At 47.9% G+C, this 17583-nt stretch carries 20 protein-coding genes; 4 read left to right on the forward strand and 16 right to left on the reverse strand.

Translation table 11 applies throughout. The features are described 5' to 3' along the window. From spoVAC to Psch_RS06975, 10 genes are all read right to left on the reverse strand, one after another. Window positions 1-480 (reverse strand): stage V sporulation protein AC, encoded by a 480-nt coding sequence (gene spoVAC, locus Psch_RS06930; RefSeq protein ID WP_134217533.1) that lies wholly within the window; start codon window positions 478-480, stop codon window positions 1-3. A gap of 149 nt (window positions 481-629) precedes the next feature. Beyond that, entirely contained in the window at window positions 630-1490 is an 861-nt protein-coding gene (locus tag Psch_RS06935) for a DUF421 domain-containing protein (protein ID WP_190239633.1), read from the reverse strand. An 82-nt stretch (window positions 1491-1572) separates the two neighbouring features. Then, window positions 1573-1779, reverse strand: coding sequence for a DUF1657 domain-containing protein (locus tag Psch_RS06940; RefSeq protein WP_134217531.1), 207 nt, complete (start codon window positions 1777-1779; stop codon window positions 1573-1575). A 106-nt stretch (window positions 1780-1885) separates the two neighbouring features. After that, window positions 1886-2092: a DUF1657 domain-containing protein gene (locus Psch_RS06945; RefSeq protein WP_190239634.1), complete on the reverse strand. Its 207-nt coding sequence runs from the start codon at window positions 2090-2092 to the stop codon at window positions 1886-1888. A 59-nt stretch (window positions 2093-2151) separates the two neighbouring features. Further along, on the reverse strand, window positions 2152-2412 hold the full coding sequence (locus Psch_RS06950) for a GIY-YIG nuclease family protein (protein WP_190239635.1): 261 nt from the start codon (window positions 2410-2412) through the stop codon (window positions 2152-2154). Window positions 2413-2683: 271 nt separating this feature from the next. Beyond that, complete coding sequence (locus tag Psch_RS06955; RefSeq protein ID WP_190239636.1) at window positions 2684-3439, reverse strand: tRNA threonylcarbamoyladenosine dehydratase; 756 nt, start codon at window positions 3437-3439, stop codon at window positions 2684-2686. A gap of 89 nt (window positions 3440-3528) precedes the next feature. Next, window positions 3529-4380, reverse strand: coding sequence for an MBL fold metallo-hydrolase (locus Psch_RS06960; RefSeq protein ID WP_190239637.1), 852 nt, complete (start codon window positions 4378-4380; stop codon window positions 3529-3531). A 137-nt stretch (window positions 4381-4517) separates the two neighbouring features. After that, on the reverse strand, window positions 4518-5321 hold the full coding sequence (pflA, locus tag Psch_RS06965; RefSeq protein WP_190239638.1) for a pyruvate formate-lyase-activating protein: 804 nt from the start codon (window positions 5319-5321) through the stop codon (window positions 4518-4520). Then, window positions 5318-7567: a formate C-acetyltransferase gene (pflB, locus tag Psch_RS06970; RefSeq protein WP_190239639.1), complete on the reverse strand. Its 2250-nt coding sequence runs from the start codon at window positions 7565-7567 to the stop codon at window positions 5318-5320. Before pflB ends, pflA begins: the two co-directional genes overlap by 4 nt. 145 nt (window positions 7568-7712) lie before the next feature. After that, on the reverse strand, window positions 7713-8162 hold the full coding sequence (locus Psch_RS06975; RefSeq protein ID WP_190239640.1) for a hypothetical protein: 450 nt from the start codon (window positions 8160-8162) through the stop codon (window positions 7713-7715). 375 nt (window positions 8163-8537) lie between these two features. Here Psch_RS06975 and msrA point away from each other — a divergent pair, with 375 nt between their 5' ends. Beyond that, entirely contained in the window at window positions 8538-9482 is a 945-nt protein-coding gene (gene msrA, locus Psch_RS06980; RefSeq protein ID WP_190239641.1) for a peptide-methionine (S)-S-oxide reductase MsrA, read from the forward strand. Here msrA and Psch_RS06985 read toward each other — a convergent pair. Then, window positions 9469-10377 carry a TIGR01777 family oxidoreductase gene (locus Psch_RS06985; RefSeq protein WP_190239642.1) on the reverse strand — a complete coding sequence of 303 codons (909 nt, stop codon included), beginning with the start codon at window positions 10375-10377 and terminating at the stop codon, window positions 9469-9471. The two genes, msrA and Psch_RS06985, sit on opposite strands and share 14 nt — an antisense overlap. 322 nt (window positions 10378-10699) lie before the next feature. On the opposite strand from Psch_RS06985, the gene Psch_RS06995 reads away from it, so the two are divergent. Beyond that, window positions 10700-11263, forward strand: coding sequence for a peroxiredoxin (locus tag Psch_RS06995; RefSeq protein ID WP_243120496.1), 564 nt, complete (start codon window positions 10700-10702; stop codon window positions 11261-11263). Window positions 11264-11320: 57 nt separating this feature from the next. Beyond that, complete coding sequence (locus Psch_RS07000; RefSeq protein ID WP_243120491.1) at window positions 11321-11674, forward strand: carboxymuconolactone decarboxylase family protein; 354 nt, start codon at window positions 11321-11323, stop codon at window positions 11672-11674. Between the two features lie 168 nt (window positions 11675-11842). Here Psch_RS07000 and Psch_RS07005 read toward each other — a convergent pair whose 3' ends face one another. From Psch_RS07005 to Psch_RS07015, 3 genes are all read right to left on the reverse strand, one after another. Beyond that, entirely contained in the window at window positions 11843-12547 is a 705-nt protein-coding gene (locus Psch_RS07005; protein ID WP_190239643.1) for a type 1 glutamine amidotransferase, read from the reverse strand. Between the two features lie 371 nt (window positions 12548-12918). Then, window positions 12919-13329: a hypothetical protein gene (locus Psch_RS07010; RefSeq protein WP_190239644.1), complete on the reverse strand. Its 411-nt coding sequence runs from the start codon at window positions 13327-13329 to the stop codon at window positions 12919-12921. A gap of 137 nt (window positions 13330-13466) precedes the next feature. Further along, the gene (locus Psch_RS07015; protein WP_206663732.1) at window positions 13467-14075 is read right to left on the reverse strand and encodes a TatD family nuclease-associated radical SAM protein; all 609 of its coding nucleotides are present in this window, start codon (window positions 14073-14075) and stop codon (window positions 13467-13469) included. 213 nt (window positions 14076-14288) lie between these two features. Between Psch_RS07015 and Psch_RS07020 the strand changes: the two genes are divergently transcribed. After that, on the forward strand, window positions 14289-14456 hold the full coding sequence (locus Psch_RS07020) for a hypothetical protein (protein ID WP_190239645.1): 168 nt from the start codon (window positions 14289-14291) through the stop codon (window positions 14454-14456). Window positions 14457-14621: 165 nt separating this feature from the next. Here Psch_RS07020 and Psch_RS07025 read toward each other — a convergent pair whose 3' ends face one another. Next, window positions 14622-16949: a DUF6519 domain-containing protein gene (locus tag Psch_RS07025; protein ID WP_190239646.1), complete on the reverse strand. Its 2328-nt coding sequence runs from the start codon at window positions 16947-16949 to the stop codon at window positions 14622-14624. 110 nt (window positions 16950-17059) lie between these two features. Further along, the gene (locus Psch_RS07030) at window positions 17060-17581 is read right to left on the reverse strand and encodes a hypothetical protein (RefSeq protein ID WP_190239647.1); all 522 of its coding nucleotides are present in this window, start codon (window positions 17579-17581) and stop codon (window positions 17060-17062) included. Between the last annotated feature and the right edge of the window lie 2 nt (window positions 17582-17583).

A 17583-nucleotide genomic window follows, 5' to 3' on the forward strand; every position in this document is an offset into this window, starting at 1 on the left:
TCAGGAGCCCCCCAGTATTGCTAATGTCGTTTTGATCAGGGCAACTATAAAAGCAGCGAAAACACCGAAAACTATTACCGAACCGGCTAATTTAAACATGTTCCCGCCAACACCGAGCACAAACCCTTCACTGCGATGTTCAATAGCTGCTGAAGCAACCGAATTGGCGAACCCGGTCACAGGCACCGCGGTACCTGCTCCCGCCCACTGGGCGATATGATCATAGACCCCCAGGCTTGTTAGAATGACAGAGAGTATAATCATTACCGCCACAGCCGGGTTCCCCGCTGTTTTTTCAGTAAAATCAAAATTCCAGATAAAAAAATCCTGAACGAGCTGCCCCAAAAGGCATATGAACCCTCCCACGAAAAAAGCTCTGACCACATTAAGCAAAACCGGCCTTTGCGGCTCCCTGGCCTTGGAAAAATCTTGATACTCCTGCTGTACTTTAGTCAGCTTCTTCTTTTTTTTATTTGACATCTTTGTTTCTCCCACTCCAGGAAGCAGGGGGACGGGGAAGCAGGGGGACGGTTCTTTTGCTTCCTTTTTTGCTTCCTTGAAAATAACTTTACAGCGCACGGGCGAATCTCAAAAATGCAGGCGCGGAATTGTTATGAAAAGATTGGTGTTTATCTTTTTAATATGGGTTCCAGATCCCGGACTGCTTCCGCCAGGATCCTGGAAGAGCTTTCGTACATGTCCTTGGCCTTATGATTTTTTGCGGCCAGGGCGAACAGTTCACAGTCCGCCTGGCATTTTTTTAAAGTGGTATGGACCAGTTCTTTGGTTTTCGGCTTCGGCGCCTGAAGAGTATCGTCAAATAAATCCAGGTAAAGCTGCCCCACCGAATCAACCTGGGCGATAAAGACGTTTTCAGGCGCCACGCCTGCCTTCTCCAGTTCCGTATGCAGCCAGCCTCTGTTAAGTCCCATCGCCGCAAGCGGCTCGTCCATCACCACTCCATCCAGCATAACCGTCTGGGGTACGCTTTCCTGCCCCACCTCCATGCCCAAAGTCTTGGGGGTGGCAGGCTGTTTATCTTTTTTGAGCAGCACACTTAACTCTCCGGTGGGTTCCATTACCGCAAACTCCACATCGGCGACATTAAACGCATTTTTCCTGCGCAGCTGGCTCAACAGGTCTTCAGGTGTGAAGCGGGCCTCAAGCAACTTATCTTCCAGTACTTTACCATGGTTGATCAGGATTGTTTCTTTTCCCTGCACGATATCTCTTACTGCTTTATATTTCATCGACAGGACATAAATCAAGGCCGGGAAAATGGTCCAAACCGCCAGGGCGATCAGCCCGTTGACCGGATTAGCGACAAGATTTATCGAGATGGCGGCCGCTATCGCCGCTATAGTCACGCCGGTCACCAGATCAAAAAAAGTCAACCTTGCTGTCTGTCTCTTCCCAATCAGGCGGACAAGGAACAGGGTAATGATAAATAAACCTGATGAACGCAGCAAAAAAACCAACCATTCCGGCATTTAACAGTAAACTCCTTATATGAGACAGGGGACGGTTCTCTGTCTCAATTTTGATATGTAAGACAGAGAACCGTCCCCTGCCTTAAAAACCCTTATACTGCGGTTCTTCAAATTCCAATACGCTGAGTCTCTTTTCAAAATTCCCGATAACCTGGTTGACCCGTTGCGCATTGCGGCGCAGTACTTCCTTAGCTTCAGTGTTTTCTTCAATTCTGGAGAAGTCTTCCAGTGTGGCCTCTATTCCTTTAAGGCTGGCCAGAGTTTGCTTTACCTGGGCAGAGATTGTCATTTAGTAAACACCCTCCCACCCGTATTTTGCATACCAGTGCAAATTAATATACAAAAAATTGAGACCGGATCTTTTTTAATCCGGTCTCAGTCTGTAGCTTTAAGGGCTAGAAGCCTTTATACTGGGGTTCCTGGCTCTCCATTTGACCAATCCTCGGTTCCAGAGTGTCAACAATCGTTTGAGTCTGCTGGGCGGCATTGGTATAGAGTTGTTTGGCCTGCTGGTTTTGCGTCTGGAGAGCATAGGCCTCCAAGTTGGCCTGGGCGCTTTTAAGGCTTGCTAAGGTTTGTTTTACCTGTGCTGAAACTGTCATCGGTATACCTCCTTGAAATCTTGATTTTCAAGGATATTGGTATCCCTATCGCCCAAAATTTATTCTTTTATTCCTTCCGTATTCTTTAAAACCAGTTCTTCTTTTTGTTTTCTACCGAGTTTTCGGATCATTGCCTCCCGCCGCTGGGCATCGCCCCGGCTCAGGTGAGATTCCCAATAAACTAATTCAACCGGTAATCTGCTTCGGGTATAACGGGCGCCTTTTCCGCTGTTATGCGCTTTCAGCCTGGCCTCAAGATCGACTGTCCAACCTGTGTAAAACGTTCCATCAGAACACTGAAGCATGTAAGTGTAAGGCATAATGACTCCTGTTTAGATATAGCCCGGCTATCCGTTTTGGGCCAATTGTATCATTGTACAACTGTTCAGCTCACAGAGCGAATCCCCAAAAATGCAGGTGCGAATTCATTCTCACAAATGTTACATTGGCTGCCACAAGTGCGGGCTAACGGCCGTGGTTGCGATTAAAATCGCACCTACATCGCCAGGGTTTGATTATCTAGTGGCGCCGGGAAGCAACATTGGCGCATAACTGCGTATAACGAGCGCCTCAGGTTGTACAAGTTTCTGATTACCTGGCAATAATATCCTTTACTACTTCCGAAGCAATAATTAAGCCGGCCACCGAAGGAACAAAAGACACGCTGCCGGGAATGCTTCTTCTGTCAGCGCAGGACCTGTTCATGCCTTTATTTGGACAGATACAGTCGGTACTACAATCTCCCCCTGTTTGTAAAGGCTGAATGGGAGGTTCTTTTGAATATACTACTTTCAGCGCGGTAATGCCGCGTTTTCTCAGTTCCCGTCTGATTACCCGCGCCAGCGGACACACACTGGTGTCGAAGATATCGGCCGCCTCAAACTGGGTCGGATTAAGCTTATTGCCTGCTCCCATACTGCTAATAATGGGAATGTTCATTTTAAAGCATCTTTCAATGAGGTCCAGTTTAGCTGTAACCATATCAATAGCGTCAACCACATAGCTGTAGCCGGCAGAAAGAAGCTTATCGGCGCTTTCGGCGGTATACAGTTCTTGGTAAACCTCTACCCCGGCCTTCGGGTTTATTTCCAGGATCCTTTCCTTCATTACCTCAACCTTGGGCCGGCCTATGGTTTTTCTGGTGGCATGGATCTGGCGGTTGATGTTGGTCAGGCAGACACAATCGTCGTCCACCAGGACAAACCCGCCAACACCACTGCGGACCAGTCCTTCAACAACAAAGGTCCCCACGCCACCGACGCCGAATACCGCCACTGTGCTTTGTTTTAGTTTATTTAAACCTTCCGTACCGATAAGCATTTCTGTTCTGGAAAACTCATGGAGCACTATGAACACCTCGTTCATATCATAGATGAGCGCCTGTTAAGCTTGCACCCAACACCTTAGGTATGCAACGCTTAAGAAAATTATACTGATTAGTCATTAGTAGAAAAGATGAATTTAGCTCCCGCGGGAGCAAAGTGGAAGCGCGATCCGAAAATACCGGCTAACCGCGCCATCATCGGCTGCCCGGTGCAATGATTGGGGGCTATGAATTGAAGTTCCAGGCTTTGCAAAAAGTTAATGGTAGCTTCTTGCTGGGAGACCGGCGCCGGACCCAAATGAGTGCCGCCGATAATTCCATAAACCTTGGATACACCGGTCACTTCCCGGGCGTGCTCTATAATATTGACCAAACCGGCATGAGCGCAGCCCAGGATGATCACCAGTCCTCCCGGTACAACGCAGTACAAACTCATGTCGTCATGCAAGGCGTCAGGCACTTGATTACCATTATTGTCCAGGCAAATCAGGCTACTGTCTCCTTTTTCAAAATCCGTTTTTCGAGGTATTTCTCCGCTGATCCAAACTCCAGGTATAAGCTCTCTGGGTCCATGGGTTAAAATAAAATCCGCGCCTAAACTTGTCAGCGCTTCTTTGCAGAATGGGACTCCAATATAGCGTGGCTTGTCACGATTATCATAATGAAAGGTGAAAAAATCGGGATGCGCATATACGGGCAGCCTGCCCCGCAGTCGTAGAAAAGCTTGCATGCCTCCACTGTGGTCGTAGTGACCGTGGCTCATAACCAGGGCGTCAACCGAGTTCAGTCCGACTCCAAGGGCGGCGGCATTCTCTAACAAAGCGCCCCGTTCTCCGGTGTCAAAAAGAAATTTCTTCCCTGCTGTTTCCACCAGCATGGCAAGGCCCCACTCCCCGGCCAGTCCCAGTGGCGCACCTACAGTATTTTCGCTAAGTACAGTTATTTCCAATACAGTATTAGGCATTAAAGTATCGCTCCTTCCCCGAACATGCTTATTAATATTACGCTTATCCTTTCTATCTCCTTCTTCTGTGCAGCAAAAGTGAGACAGAGGACGGTTTTCTGTCTCACTCAACATAGATATTATTACATTTCTGCCTGTTACTCTGCATGTATCACGCTGTAATTACCGGCAAACTTGTCCCGGCCCTCATCATCGAGAAAATTTCCCCACCTGCGTACATTATGCAGGTGTACACCCAACCGGCGCAGTCCCGACTGGAAGAGTTCCACCTGCTTTTGCGTTGCCGGGGCAACTCCGGCCATTGGATCGCAAAGCCCCATTTCCTCCCACTTGTCAGCTCCCAGCTTGCTATAGGCCAGGACATCCACCGGGACATCTTTGTTCAGGGATTTGACCAGGTCCGCCAAGGCTTGGGCGTCTTCAGGAGCGTCGTTGACACCGGGAATCAAAACGTAACAGACCACCAATTGCACCTGGCTTTCAGCAGTCATCCTGAGGTTCTTGATGATATCGACATTTTCCCTTTCGGTCAGCTGACGGTGCTTCTCCGGGTCTACCACTTTTAAAGAAAAGAGGACCTGATCCGTGTGCGGTAAAACTTCCTGTAAATCCCCCCGCTTGCAGTAACCTGCTGTATCCAAAGCCCGGTGTATTCCCAACTTGCCCGCTTCGATGAACAGTTCCTTGACAAAGCCGCTTTGCAAGAGGGGTTCCCCTCCGGAGACAGTAAGACCACCGCCGGACAATTCGAAAAAAGTCTTATAACTTTTCAGCTGTTCGATAACCTCTGCCGCTTCCACCGGTTTGCCGCTCGCCAGCCAGGTGTCCGGGTTGTGGCAAAAGCTGCAGCGCAGGCCGCAGCCCTGCAGGAACAAAACAAAACGGATCCCGCCGTTATCCACGGCACCCATAGTTTCAATGGAATGAATGTAGCCAATCATAGTCCGGCCTCCCTTGCAAAGATAGTGCGGCTGATGATCTCCTCCTGCTGCTCCCTGGTCAGTTTAACGAAATTCACCGCGTAGCCTGAAACCCTGACTGTCAGTTGAGGGTATTTTTCCGGATGGTCCATAGCGTCCAGTAAGAGTTCCCGGTCGAAAACGTTGACGTTCAAGTGGTGCCCGCCTTTCATGAAGTAACCGTCCAACAGCGCCATAAGGTTGTTGACCTGATCTTCCGGGGTCCTGCCCAGGGCTCCCGGAGTGATGGAGAAGGTATAGGAGATGCCGTCCAAAGCGTGCTCGTAGGGTATTTTGGCCACAGAACTCAAGGCGGCCAACGCTCCTTTGGTGTCACGTCCGTGCATGGGGTTGGCGCCGGGGGCAAAAGGTTCCCCGCTTTTTCGACCGTCCGGGGTGCTCCCGGTCTTTTTGCCGTAAACCACGTTGCTGGTAATGGTCAGAATGGACAGGGTATGCTTGGCGTTGCGGTAGGTCCGGTGTTTTTTCAGTTCAGCGTCAAACAGTTTGACGACCTCCACGGCCAGGTCATCTACCCGGTTATCATTGTTCCCATACTTGGGGTAATCCCCGGTGATGTTAAAACCGGTGATCAAACGCCGGTGATCGAAAACAGGCTCAACTTGCGCGAATTTAATAGCGCTAAGTGAGTCCGCCACTACCGACAGCCCGGCCAGGCCGAAGGCCATAAGCCGGTCGGCCCGTGTATCCAGGAGAGCCATCTCCAGGTCCTCGTAAAAATACCGGTCGTGCATATAGTGGATGATGTTCATGGTAGCCACATACCTTTCCGCCAGCCAGGCCGCCATCTTCTGAAAGGCGGGCCATACTTTATGGAAATCCAGAGGCCCGTCACCCGCCTGAAACACCTCGGGAGCGATTTTTTCCCCGCTGAACTCCTCCCTGCCGCCGTTTAAAGTCAATAAGAGGCATTTGGCCAGGTTGGATCTTGCCCCGAAGTACTGGGTCTGACGGCCGAGGCGCATGGCGGAGACACAGCAGGCGATGCCGTAATCGCACCCGAAGATGGGGCGCATCAGGTCATCGTTTTCATACTGCAGGGAACAGGTATCAGCGGACAATTTGGCGCAGAACTCCTTAAAACCCCTGGGCAGGTCCACAGACCAGAGCACCGTTAAGTTCGGTTCCGGAGCGGATCCCATATTGTAAAGGGTCTGCAGCATCCGGAAAGAGGTTTTGGTCACCAGGGTGCGGCCGTCCGTGGTCATCCCCCCGACTGATTCGGTCACCCAGTTGGGATCTCCGGCAAAAAGCTCGTAATATTCTTTTGTCCGCAATTGCCGGGTCAGACGCAGCTTGATGACAAAGTCGTCAATCAGTTCCTGGGCGCCTGACTCGTCCAGCTTGCCCTCGGCCAGATCCCGCTCCAGGTAGATGTCCAGGAAGGTACTCACCCGGCCCAGGGACATAGCCGCCCCGTTCTGTTCCTTAATAGCCGCCAGGTAAGCGAAATAGAGCCACTGCACCGCCTCCCGGCCGTTCTCCGCCGGCCTGCCGATATCATAGCCATAAGCTGCGGCCATCTCCTTTAACTCCCGCAAGGCACGGAGCTGCAGCCGCACCTCCTCCCGGAGCCTGATCGTCTCCTCTGTGATCACTTGCAGGTCAGGCGCTTTCAGGTCTTCCTCTTTAGCGGCAATCAGCCGGTCTACCCCATATAGGGCCACGCGGCGGTAGTCCCCCATGATGCGGCCCCGGCCATAGGCATCCGGCAGGCCGGTGATGATGCCGTGGTGGCGCAGCCGCAGTATCTCACCGGTGTAGGCCCGGAACACCCCCTCATTGTGGGTGGTCCGGTACTTGGTAAAAACTTCGACGATCCCGGGATCCAGTTCTACTCCATACTGCTGGCAGGCCTTCACGGCCATGCGGATCCCCCCGAAAGGGTTGACCGCCCTTTTCAAGGGTTCATCAGTCTGCAGACCGGTTATAATCTCCAATTTACGGTCGATATAACCTGGCTTAAAGGCAGTAATACCTGTAATCTGATGAGTGTCGATCTCGTAGACCCCGCCCCTCCTTGTCTCTTCCGTCAGCAAAGTACGGCACTTTTCCCAGAGGCTCCGGGTCCGTTCGGTAGGTTCTGCCAGAAAGGAAGCGTCCCCGGTATAAGGGTTGACATTGGATTGGATGAAATCCCTTACGTCAATACCTTCTTGCCAGGAACCTCCCTGGAAACCACGGTAGCAGCCTTGTTCTTTGGACATAAATAAACTCACCCCCAACTTAAAATGTCCGGGGCGAGCCGGTTCAATACCAATTTAAAACAGACCCGTATATTTTTCTGCCAATCCAGCCCGGGTTCTGCAGCGGGTTAGAACTCTGTTATTGCTGGTGGAGCGCTCCCCTATATTAAGACAATACCGATTTTAACAAACCCCGAAAATAAGGTTTTGTTAAAGTCTCAACATTAAATGGTGTTTTTGAAATTACTTGTTTCCAAATTCCATCTCTATCTCTAATAAAAAAAATATTGCCTTTTTTGGTCTTCATTTCTATTTTCCCGGTTGCCCCAACTATAGTCCTTCCATTTGGTATAAACTCAATTTCATCTTCTCCTGTTTTTAATTTAAATCTTTTTGTTTTATAAGCACCCGATTTTTGCTTATTTACGGTTACCACTTCATAAGAAGTTGATATCATTTGTTCTTCAATTAAATCTGATAGCCAATCTTCAAGGCACTGAAAAAATGACTTTATCCCACTGGGACATAGTTCCTTAATTTCATTTGTTTTATCTTCTCGCTCTCTCTGTAACAATTTTTTTTTCCTCCTCAAGAAATCAGCCAAATCATCACACATTATCCCTCACCCCTCGCACTTACCTAAGATAACTTAAATTTAAAACTCGTCTCATAAAACTTGTATTAGTGTCGTGAATATCCTACAAAATATACAGCAAATAACATGCCAATAGGCTGTATAAACTGGAACTATTTGCATCCCAAACCTCGAATAGCTTCTATCTTAAGCTTTCCTCTTAGAATGTATTGTCTTGTCGACCACGATTGTATCAGGCTACCTTACCTCTGGCAATGGGCTTACCCACTCCCCAGGCCGCGTTGATCACTCACTGGTCGTGATCCAAGAATAATCTTTACATAAACAGGACTATTTTTCAACATGCTATAGTGAAATAAGGACTATTTGGGAATTAATTGCGAGGTGAGGAGCAAAATGGAACTGGCAACCTTTGCCGGCGGGTGCTTTTGGTGCATGGCAGCTCCATTTGAAAAAATGGATGGGGTTATTCATGTTGTATCGGGCTACACTGGGGGTTACACGGAGAATCCAACATATAAAGAAGTCTGCTCCGGATCGACCGGGCATCATGAAGCCGTCCAGATTACATTTGAGCCAAGTCAGATATCTTATGATAAACTCTTAGAGATCTTTTGGCAGCAAATCGACCCGACCGACCCCGGCGGGCAGTTCAATGATCGTGGGCAGTCCTATCAAACCGCGATTTTTTATCATGACGACGAACAACGCCGCAAGGCGGAAGCATCTAAAAAGGCTCTAGATGAAAGCGAACGTTTTCAAAAACCGGTTGCCACAAAAATTCTACCCGCCAAAACCTTTTACCCTGCTGAAGAGTATCATCAAGATTTTCACAAAAAGAACTCTTTTCGCTATGCGCTGTACCGTCAAGGTTCGGGCAGGGATGAATTTATCAAAAAACATTGGCCAACAGATAAGTCCCACTTAAAGGCCAAGCTAACGGATTTAGAATATCACGTTACCCAGGAAAACGGAACTGAGCCCCCATTCCGGAACGAATACTGGAATAATGAACGTGAAGGGATTTATGTCGATGTTGTCTCGGGTGAGCCATTATTCAGCTCAAAAGACAAATTCAATAGTGAATGCGGCTGGCCCAGCTTCACAAAACCGATTCTTTCAGCTGCTATTGAAGAAAAGGTTGATCAAAGCCATGGTATGACTCGTACCGAGGTGCGAAGTAAAAAAGCTGATTCTCACTTAGGGCACGTTTTTCCCGATGGACCAGGTCCCAACGGGCTCCGTTATTGTATAAACTCCGCCTCACTGCGCTTTATTCCCAAAGAAGACTTAGAAAATGAAGGATACGGAGACTATCTCAAGCTTTTTACTGCTGAATAATATCCTCAAGAGCATTCTTGAGGACCGGGAAGCGGAATAAAAAACCTTCTTTGAGAATCTTATCCGGCAAGACCCGCTGGCTGTTTAACAACATATCTGACATTTCTCCCAAAACAACTTTAAGCAAGAAACCAGGAACCGGTAACCATGAGGGTCTTCCCATAACTTGGCCCAGCGTATTACAAAAGTCTTTCATTCGAACCGGCTCCGGCGCAGTGGCGTTAACCGGACCATTGATGTTTTCATTTTCTGCCGCAAATCGTATCAACCTTGTCAAGTCCTTAACATGTATCCAAGACATCCATTGGGCTCCTGTTCCCAGCGGCCCACCTACATAAAAGCGAAAAGGAGCCTTCATCCGGGCAAGCGCTCCTGCATCCCCAATTACCACGCCAATTCTTACAACAACTACCCTAACGCCTGAAGTTTGAGCTTTAAAAGCTTCTTCTTCCCAAGCCTGGCATACTTTAGCTAAAAAATCATGCCCCGCCGGTGTGCTCTCGGTTATTTCCGCATCCCCACGGGGGCCATAAAACCCAATGGCCGATGCGTTGATCAATACTTTGGGTATAACCCGTTGTTGTTTGATGGCGTTTACAATAGCTTGTGTTATTTGGACTCTGCTGTTCAAGATTTCCTCTTTTACAGGCTGTGTCCAACGTCGGTTTCCAATAGATTCTCCGGCTAAATTTATAATTACAGTGACACCATCCAATAACTCCACGGGTAGCGCGCCAGCAGATACACTCCATTCTACTGCCTCCGCCCCGCTTCCTGATAAACCTGCCTTTTGGGGATTCCGGCTAACAATTGAAACTTTGTAGCCGGCAGAAAGCAATTCATTGCATAAATTCCTCCCGATAAACCCTGTCCCGCCAAAAATAAGGGCTTTCATTATACCCACCTCCTGGAATGGCATCGAATGTTCCGGGCATTCAGGGGCTCCCGAATCTTTTCCCCATTATTGCTAAACAGAATAGCCTTATCTTTAAATTCTTGCCCTACTACAATTCAACAGGCAATTAACAAAACCTCCAAATATTCCTAAGAATATCCATCACAACGGGGGAAAGAACACTTGTACCAGATTTTATTATTAGTAGCAAACCAATCCAGGAATACGTAGAATAAATGGAAACCTTTAGGGGGTGGTATTTTTGTCCATCGAGCTTGAAACAAAAGCACCGGGCAGCCTTCGTCCCTGCCAATATCCCAATATATTAGTTAAACCAGACCAACCTGCTCCGGATTTTGAGGCGGAAGCTTATTACCGCGGCGGACAAATCACGGTAAAACTCCGTGATTTCCAGAACCAGTGGGTGGTCCTGTTTTTCTATGCCAGTGATTTCACCTTTGTCTGACCGACCGAACTGGCAGCCGTGGCTGCCCGGTACGACGAGTTTATCAAGCTGGGCGCTCAAGTCCTGGCTATCAGCACCGACAGCGTCTTTGCCCACAAGGTATTCGCCGAGGTTTCGCCCTCCGCCCGCACCGTGCAGTATCCTCTGTTGTCCGACAGGTCCCATTTAATATCCCGGCAGTATGGAGTACTGAGGGAGGAATTGGGCTTCACCTACAGGGCCACTTTCATCATATCTCCCCGGCGGGAGATCAAATATGCCTGTCTTTACCCTCGCGAAGTAGGCCGCAACGTCGACGAGATCATCCGGGTGATTCAGGGGCTGCAATTCGAAGAGGCCACAGGCCTCGGTGTCCCGGCCGGCTGGCAGCCGGGCATGCCGGGCATTAAGAGGGACTTCGCCATGGTTGGAAGAATTTAAAAAGCTAGTATGAATAACAATCAGAAGCGCTGGCTATGCTAAAGGAAAATTGATCTAATGAAGGGATTTGTGGTTATGGATACAATAGAACAAAACTTAAAGTATTTTATCGGCAAACATGAAGATGTTTATAGGGCCTATGAGAACTACGGCAAATTGGTACACACTGAAGGCGGCCCGCTGGACGAAAAGACTCGCTGGCTGATCAAAGTTGCTATTTCTGCCGCCGGTCAACATCATTATTCACTCAGAACCCACATAATTAAAGCAATAAAAAGCGGGTGCAGCAGAGAGGAAATTGAACATGCGCTTATGTTGGTCGCACCCACAGCCGGTTTCCCAACCTCAATGGAAGGGATACTGATCCTTAGACAGGAAATGGGTGAAACATCGCCTTCCAGAAAACACTAAAACCTGGCGGCTGCCAGGTTTTTTGGCGCCATGAGTACAATTCCCGCCAAAAAACCATTTCCATCACATACCTTCTCAACCTCCGCATTGTTCAACTCTTCTGTTTTTGATTAAATATCTAAATAAAAAATTAGATAATGAATAATGATTAATCTAAATTTTGTATTATCACATACCAGCCAGCCAGTTGTTTAATATTCTATTTGCCAGCTTATCATATCGGCTCCAAATGCTCCCGGTTTCTTGAATTACGTTTTCCACAGCACCGCAACCGTTTTCTTCAAGCAGAACATCACTCCAGACGCTAATCCACTTCTTAATGATTTCCGGAGTGATCTCCAGGTGAAACTGCAGCGCATAGGAGTTGGAGCCCAAAGAACAGGCTTGATTCGCGCAAGCTTGGGTCGAGGCCAGCAGGGTGGTGCAAGACGGCAGCGAAAAAGTGTCCTCGTGCCAGTGAAAAACCGGGAATTCTTCCGGCATACCTTCAAACAACGGTGATCTTAGCCCGTCCGCGGTCAGGCGGAGTTTAAACCACCCGATTTCTTTCACGGGATTGTGTGTAACAGGCGCGCCCAGCGCCTTGGCCATCAACTGCCCTCCCAGACAGCTGCCTAAAGTGGGCAAGTCCTTTGCGAAAGCCTCTTGAAACAGCAGGCAAACCTTCTTCAAATGAGGGTACAACCCTTCCTCGTTGGCGCTCATGGAACCCCCCAGAATAACCAGGGACTGATAATTATCTAGATTATCGGGCAAAACTGAACCAGGCTTACCCATGACACGAATATCAAGTTCCCATCCGGCCGCTTCCATAGCGCTCTTAATCAATCCTGGTCCAACGATTGACTCATTTTGTATAATTAATGATTTCATGACCGAAGAGCTCCTTTCATCTTCCCTTCGTAAACTAAAAGCGCCAGTGATTAAGTGCATCACCGGCGTCTTTGCCTGTTCGTAAGCTCATATCAAAAACTCATTTACTATATTGCTTTATCTATCTTATAGCAGGATCTTAAAAAAAGTCAATATATGATATTTAAAAAAGCCATACTTTATCATGTCCAGTTACTTTCTTAAATCTTCATATAAACAGCATATCCGGGGAGCTCCAGATCACCTCAAAACAAAGTTTTTGCAAACATGAATGGATATTACCAGTTTCCTTCGTTACTTTTACGTATTGATAGTATCCGGAACACTGTTTCGGATAAGCAACCTCTCAGGTAAAGAAGCATTGAAGGCAGTCAGTCACCCTTCTTGATTTTATGATAAAGAAAACGGACGAGCGCCGCGGCTGACGCTCCACCAAGGCCCACAATGGTAAAGATGACTGCGTAAAATAGCAACCCGTACCATTCACCCCGGCCTCCGCTCCAAACGAGCCATAAGGTGAGAAATGAATAAAAGAACGATAATGCGGCAGCTATAATAAAACCGTTCGCCTTTGTATAAAGGCTATAGGCGAGAGCCCCCAAAAAGAAAATCAAGGGGGGATTCACCATAAAGCTTTTTACTTCGGACGTTATTATACTGGTTCCCCAACTGTATGTGATAACGGCGGACATAGGCTCAAAACCCAACCATATGGCTGTACCTACCGGAACAAATAACAGCAAGCCCAGTAAGACGCCCATTAACTTACGTAACTTTGCCAAAACTGCCACCTCCCACATCGCTATAACATATTCCTGAACGGCACGTATTAACCCTTCCTTAGAAAAAACAAAACACCGCGCCTATTAACCTGTACACGGTGTCTGTTGATGTTTACCACAAACATGGCAAAACCTTATCAAGCCGATTTTTTTACATGATACCTAACCCTAAATTCTGCGCCGATAGATTGCGCTAGTTCTGTGCAATTTCGTATGTTTTCCCCAGAGATTGAGTTTACCACAGTCATTACTACCTTGGGGATATGCTCCTTGCAATTGACAGCAAAGTCCAGCATGGCTTCAAAGGCCGCTTCTCCATATTTGGACCGGCATAGGGCCTGATACTCATACCTGTCCCCGGCATTCATGCTGATAGAAACAGCGTCCACCAATCCTTGCAATTGAGGTGTGATATCCTTGCCGCAAATAAGATTGGCATGGCCGTTGGTATTGATGCGGATTGGCAGACAATATTTCTCTTTGAGCTTTTTACATATTTCAATAATGTCATATGCGCGCATCATGGGCTCACCAAAACCGCAAAATACAAATTCCTTATACTTGGCAATATCCCGCCTTTGGATATCTTCAATAACCTCATCTATAGATGGTTCCTGTTCGAGCCACAGGTTCGTTCCACTACCAACACCGTCGGATATGTTTCTGATGCAAAAAAGGCAATTATTGGTGCAGCGGTTGGTTATATTAATATATAACGAGTCGCCTAATTCATACGTGATTGTCATCAAAATCTCCAACACATGTCAACATTTTGCTTCAATTTATCTTATAGCAAGGCCTTGAAAATGTCAATATACGATTCTTCAGGCTCCATACGGCGAATTAACATCGGAACCGGCCACTTAATTTTTATAATTTATACCTGCTTAGAACAGGCTAATTCCAATCAACGGCGAATATTTCTACATGTTCATTTTTAATAAAACCAGGTGATGATAATGAACCGGGAAGAACTTAACAAGGCCATGGAACAAACAATAAATGATATATCTGAAGTTAAGCGGCAAATTGCGGGGGCAACTGAGTCACAGGAAATCGAACGCCTGGAGGGAAAGCTCAAAGAACTTGAGGCGCTGCAGCTGTGGCAAATTGAGAAACTAGGGTGATAATTATCAAAAACCGGCGTGACCGGTTTTATTCCTTCATATAAGAGTAAGAATAGGCGTTTCCCTGCATTGTTGAAAAACGCCACTGTTTTTACTATATTGGTTTGGAACGGTTCGATTTTATCATGTTGTTTATTGGACGACGTTTTGATCATTGAGTTGCATTTATATATACGGCAAGAGCTTTCTACAGCTAATTTCCCGTTGAGACCCCATATTGTTAATATAAACCGCCCAAATATTGTCCCAACTGTCAACAGCTGCACTTATACCGCCCCCGGTACCAAATATTCCAGGAACAATTTGCATCTCCTGACCCCACCCATGGTCGCTTGTATAACATCTGCACCATATCTCCGATATCTTACCGCCAACAAATTTATTCCATATTATAAATATATCCCCTTCTCTATTGCTGATAGCTCTCCCTGTACTGTCACTGCAGAGTTGCCCGGTTGTAAGTTGTACCAGAGCCACGCCTTGATGATCCGGCCTGATTCTTAAGTACCATAGACTTGTTTTAAAATTTTCCTCAGACGAAAAGAACACCCAGATATCGTTTGTTTTGTCCTTTACAACAGACAGGCCGCCTGATATTTTTTGGGTAGAAGCATGAGTTTCTTCCTGGCCCCATGATGGGCTGGACGGGTTTTTTAAATCACAAGTAATTGAGCGTATGCTCGGGCTCCCATCTTGAGACAGCCATAATACCAGTAAATTGCCATTTCCATCTACAATGGCAACCGGATCTCCCGCCGACTGGCCCGGTACCTTTCTCTTGCCCTCCCAATCTGTAGAATCTCTTCCTGTGGTGTAAGGTTTACGCCTGTTGTACCATATGGCGTTTTTCCCTGACTCGGTGTCCGCGTCCATCCAGAATAGCCATAGATAATCGTTATGCATAATTGCGAATACTTCGCATTCCTCATTGCTTATCAGTATATCGGGAATCATAATTCCGACATCTTTCCACTCATCTACATACTTAGTATAAAATATGCAACGTTTTCTTCGATCATAATCGCCGACCCACAGGGCGAGCACACCTTCATCACCTTCTAACAGGAACGGGTTGCAGGGGTGAGCATTACCACCTCCTACTTTTGTAGGACCATTCCAAGCATTGCCGTCATATACCATAAAAGAAAGGCACCAGGAATCAGCCGTAACCGATCCCCGATTTTCCTGCCAGCAGACATGCATGACCTCATTTCCTTCAACGATGGAAGGACGAGTCTTTTTATGATTGGTCTTAGCCAAAGATTGGGCGGGCATGCCCGGCATGTGGCCCCGAAGAACCGCATTGATCGCTTCCCTCAGGCTGGTATTTATATATGACCTTCCGGTGTGGGCCAGCCTGTAATCAGCGCCAAAAGCATCAGACGCTATAGCTTTTACATCGACTGTTATTTTTTCTAAGTCAGGCTGAGATACAATTGTTACTCCGGTCCGGCGTAGATCGGCAAGCATGGTGAAGCCCCTGCCATATTGTTGATAGTAGTCTAAGCGTGCCAGCGGGTAATACACATGACCTTGTCTGCGAATTGTCTCAGGCACAGTTACCGTGTTTTTTTCACAGCCCTCCAACCCCCGTACTACCCACTCGCGCTTAATACGCACGCACGTTGGAACGCCGATAATCTTATTGACGAGATCTGTATCCTCATGCTCGTCGACTACACGCTCCCAAACATCCAGGTAGTACAAGTTGCTGTGAGCTTGATCCGGTTTTTGGCCGGTTAGCGGCAGCAATGGGTCTACACCCAGGGCAGCGGCCAGGGTATCGTTTTCATACAGCTGTTGATCTGTATAATGCAGATCACATTCATTTATTACCTCCCATCCCTCGACCAGGCAGCGGCCGGCTCCCTCCGGAGTTCCGTCACCGCCCTTAATGATAAAGTCATTTTGTAAGCCGGCGGATACGCGCAGGTCTGAAGCAGCTCTGGCGATCGCGGCAGCGACTTCCGCGGCGGTTGCCTTGCCGATATCTTTAAACTGCGCGCCATTCTGGAATACCACCTTCCACGTTCGCGACCATGCGGCCTTTCCAGTGGACGAAAGAGGGGAGCGTTTAACGTTGATCACCAACAACGTACCGTCTCTAAGAGCAAACGGCTCTTTCGCCGTCCCGGACAGGCGAGCTGAAAGTCCATTGCCGGCAGCCGAACAGTTGGCAGATCCAAAACCCAAAATATCAGCGGCTGTTGACTGGCTGTGATCAATTGTAATTATCGTTTGCATGCCGAATTCACCGCTCATCGAGAGGCGAATGTTGCCGCCCTCATTGGCGTGCTCGATTTTGAATCCGTCATTGCCAAGAGGTACCCCATCACCCACGAACCACTTGAGAAACGTTTCAAGTTCGAATTTTCGAATATCTTCCAGCTCGTTCCAGTCGGCGTCAACAATCGGCACGCCCTGCTGAAGTCGAACACCAACATAGTGCTTCAACTTATCGAAGGTATTTCTTGAAAAGTTACCCTTGCCCACTGCGCTCCTCCTTCTTTTAGCAAATGAATTCCATTAATATGTAAAAAGTCTAACGGGCTATCCGCTTTGTATGAACCCAATGACTAAACACAGGGCTTGTTCCGCCACAGCTAGAAAATCAGCCGGACCAACCTGAGCAGTGTTTCCGAGGCGGCCTTTTGTATGGGAGGATGCCGTACACAATTGATCATGCGGAGATCCTTGTCAAAACGTCCAAAAAGTCCGAATTCGCGCAATTCACTTGTCTTGCCTTTTTCCGGGAAATCCTTCCCCAGGACAACCCGTACCTCCAGCCTGTGTGTCGGCTGGTCGGTTTTATTGTTTTTGCCGTCAAGGTAGGAAATGTCCGTATCCGGGTCAATGAGCACTTTATTTTTGTACGGTGTTACGAGATCGGTTAATGAAGCCGCCGGCTGCTTAGGGTTACTGCCCCATGTTTCCAACCCCATGCCCGCCTTCATGCAATAGATGCCGCTGGCATTCTGGTCTCTCTTCATAAAGGCCGCCAGCAGGACGCGGCCGTTTACGACAATCGTGTTGGATATCCACCCGCTGTCAAAAACCAGCCGGTTTTCCGCGTCAAACAGGGTGTCGCGATACATGCCGCGCAGTGCGCCTCCAACGTTTTCCATGC

The sequence above is a fragment of the Pelotomaculum schinkii genome, assembly GCF_004369205.1.
GTDB lineage: Bacteria > Bacillota > Desulfotomaculia > Desulfotomaculales > Pelotomaculaceae > Pelotomaculum_C > Pelotomaculum_C schinkii.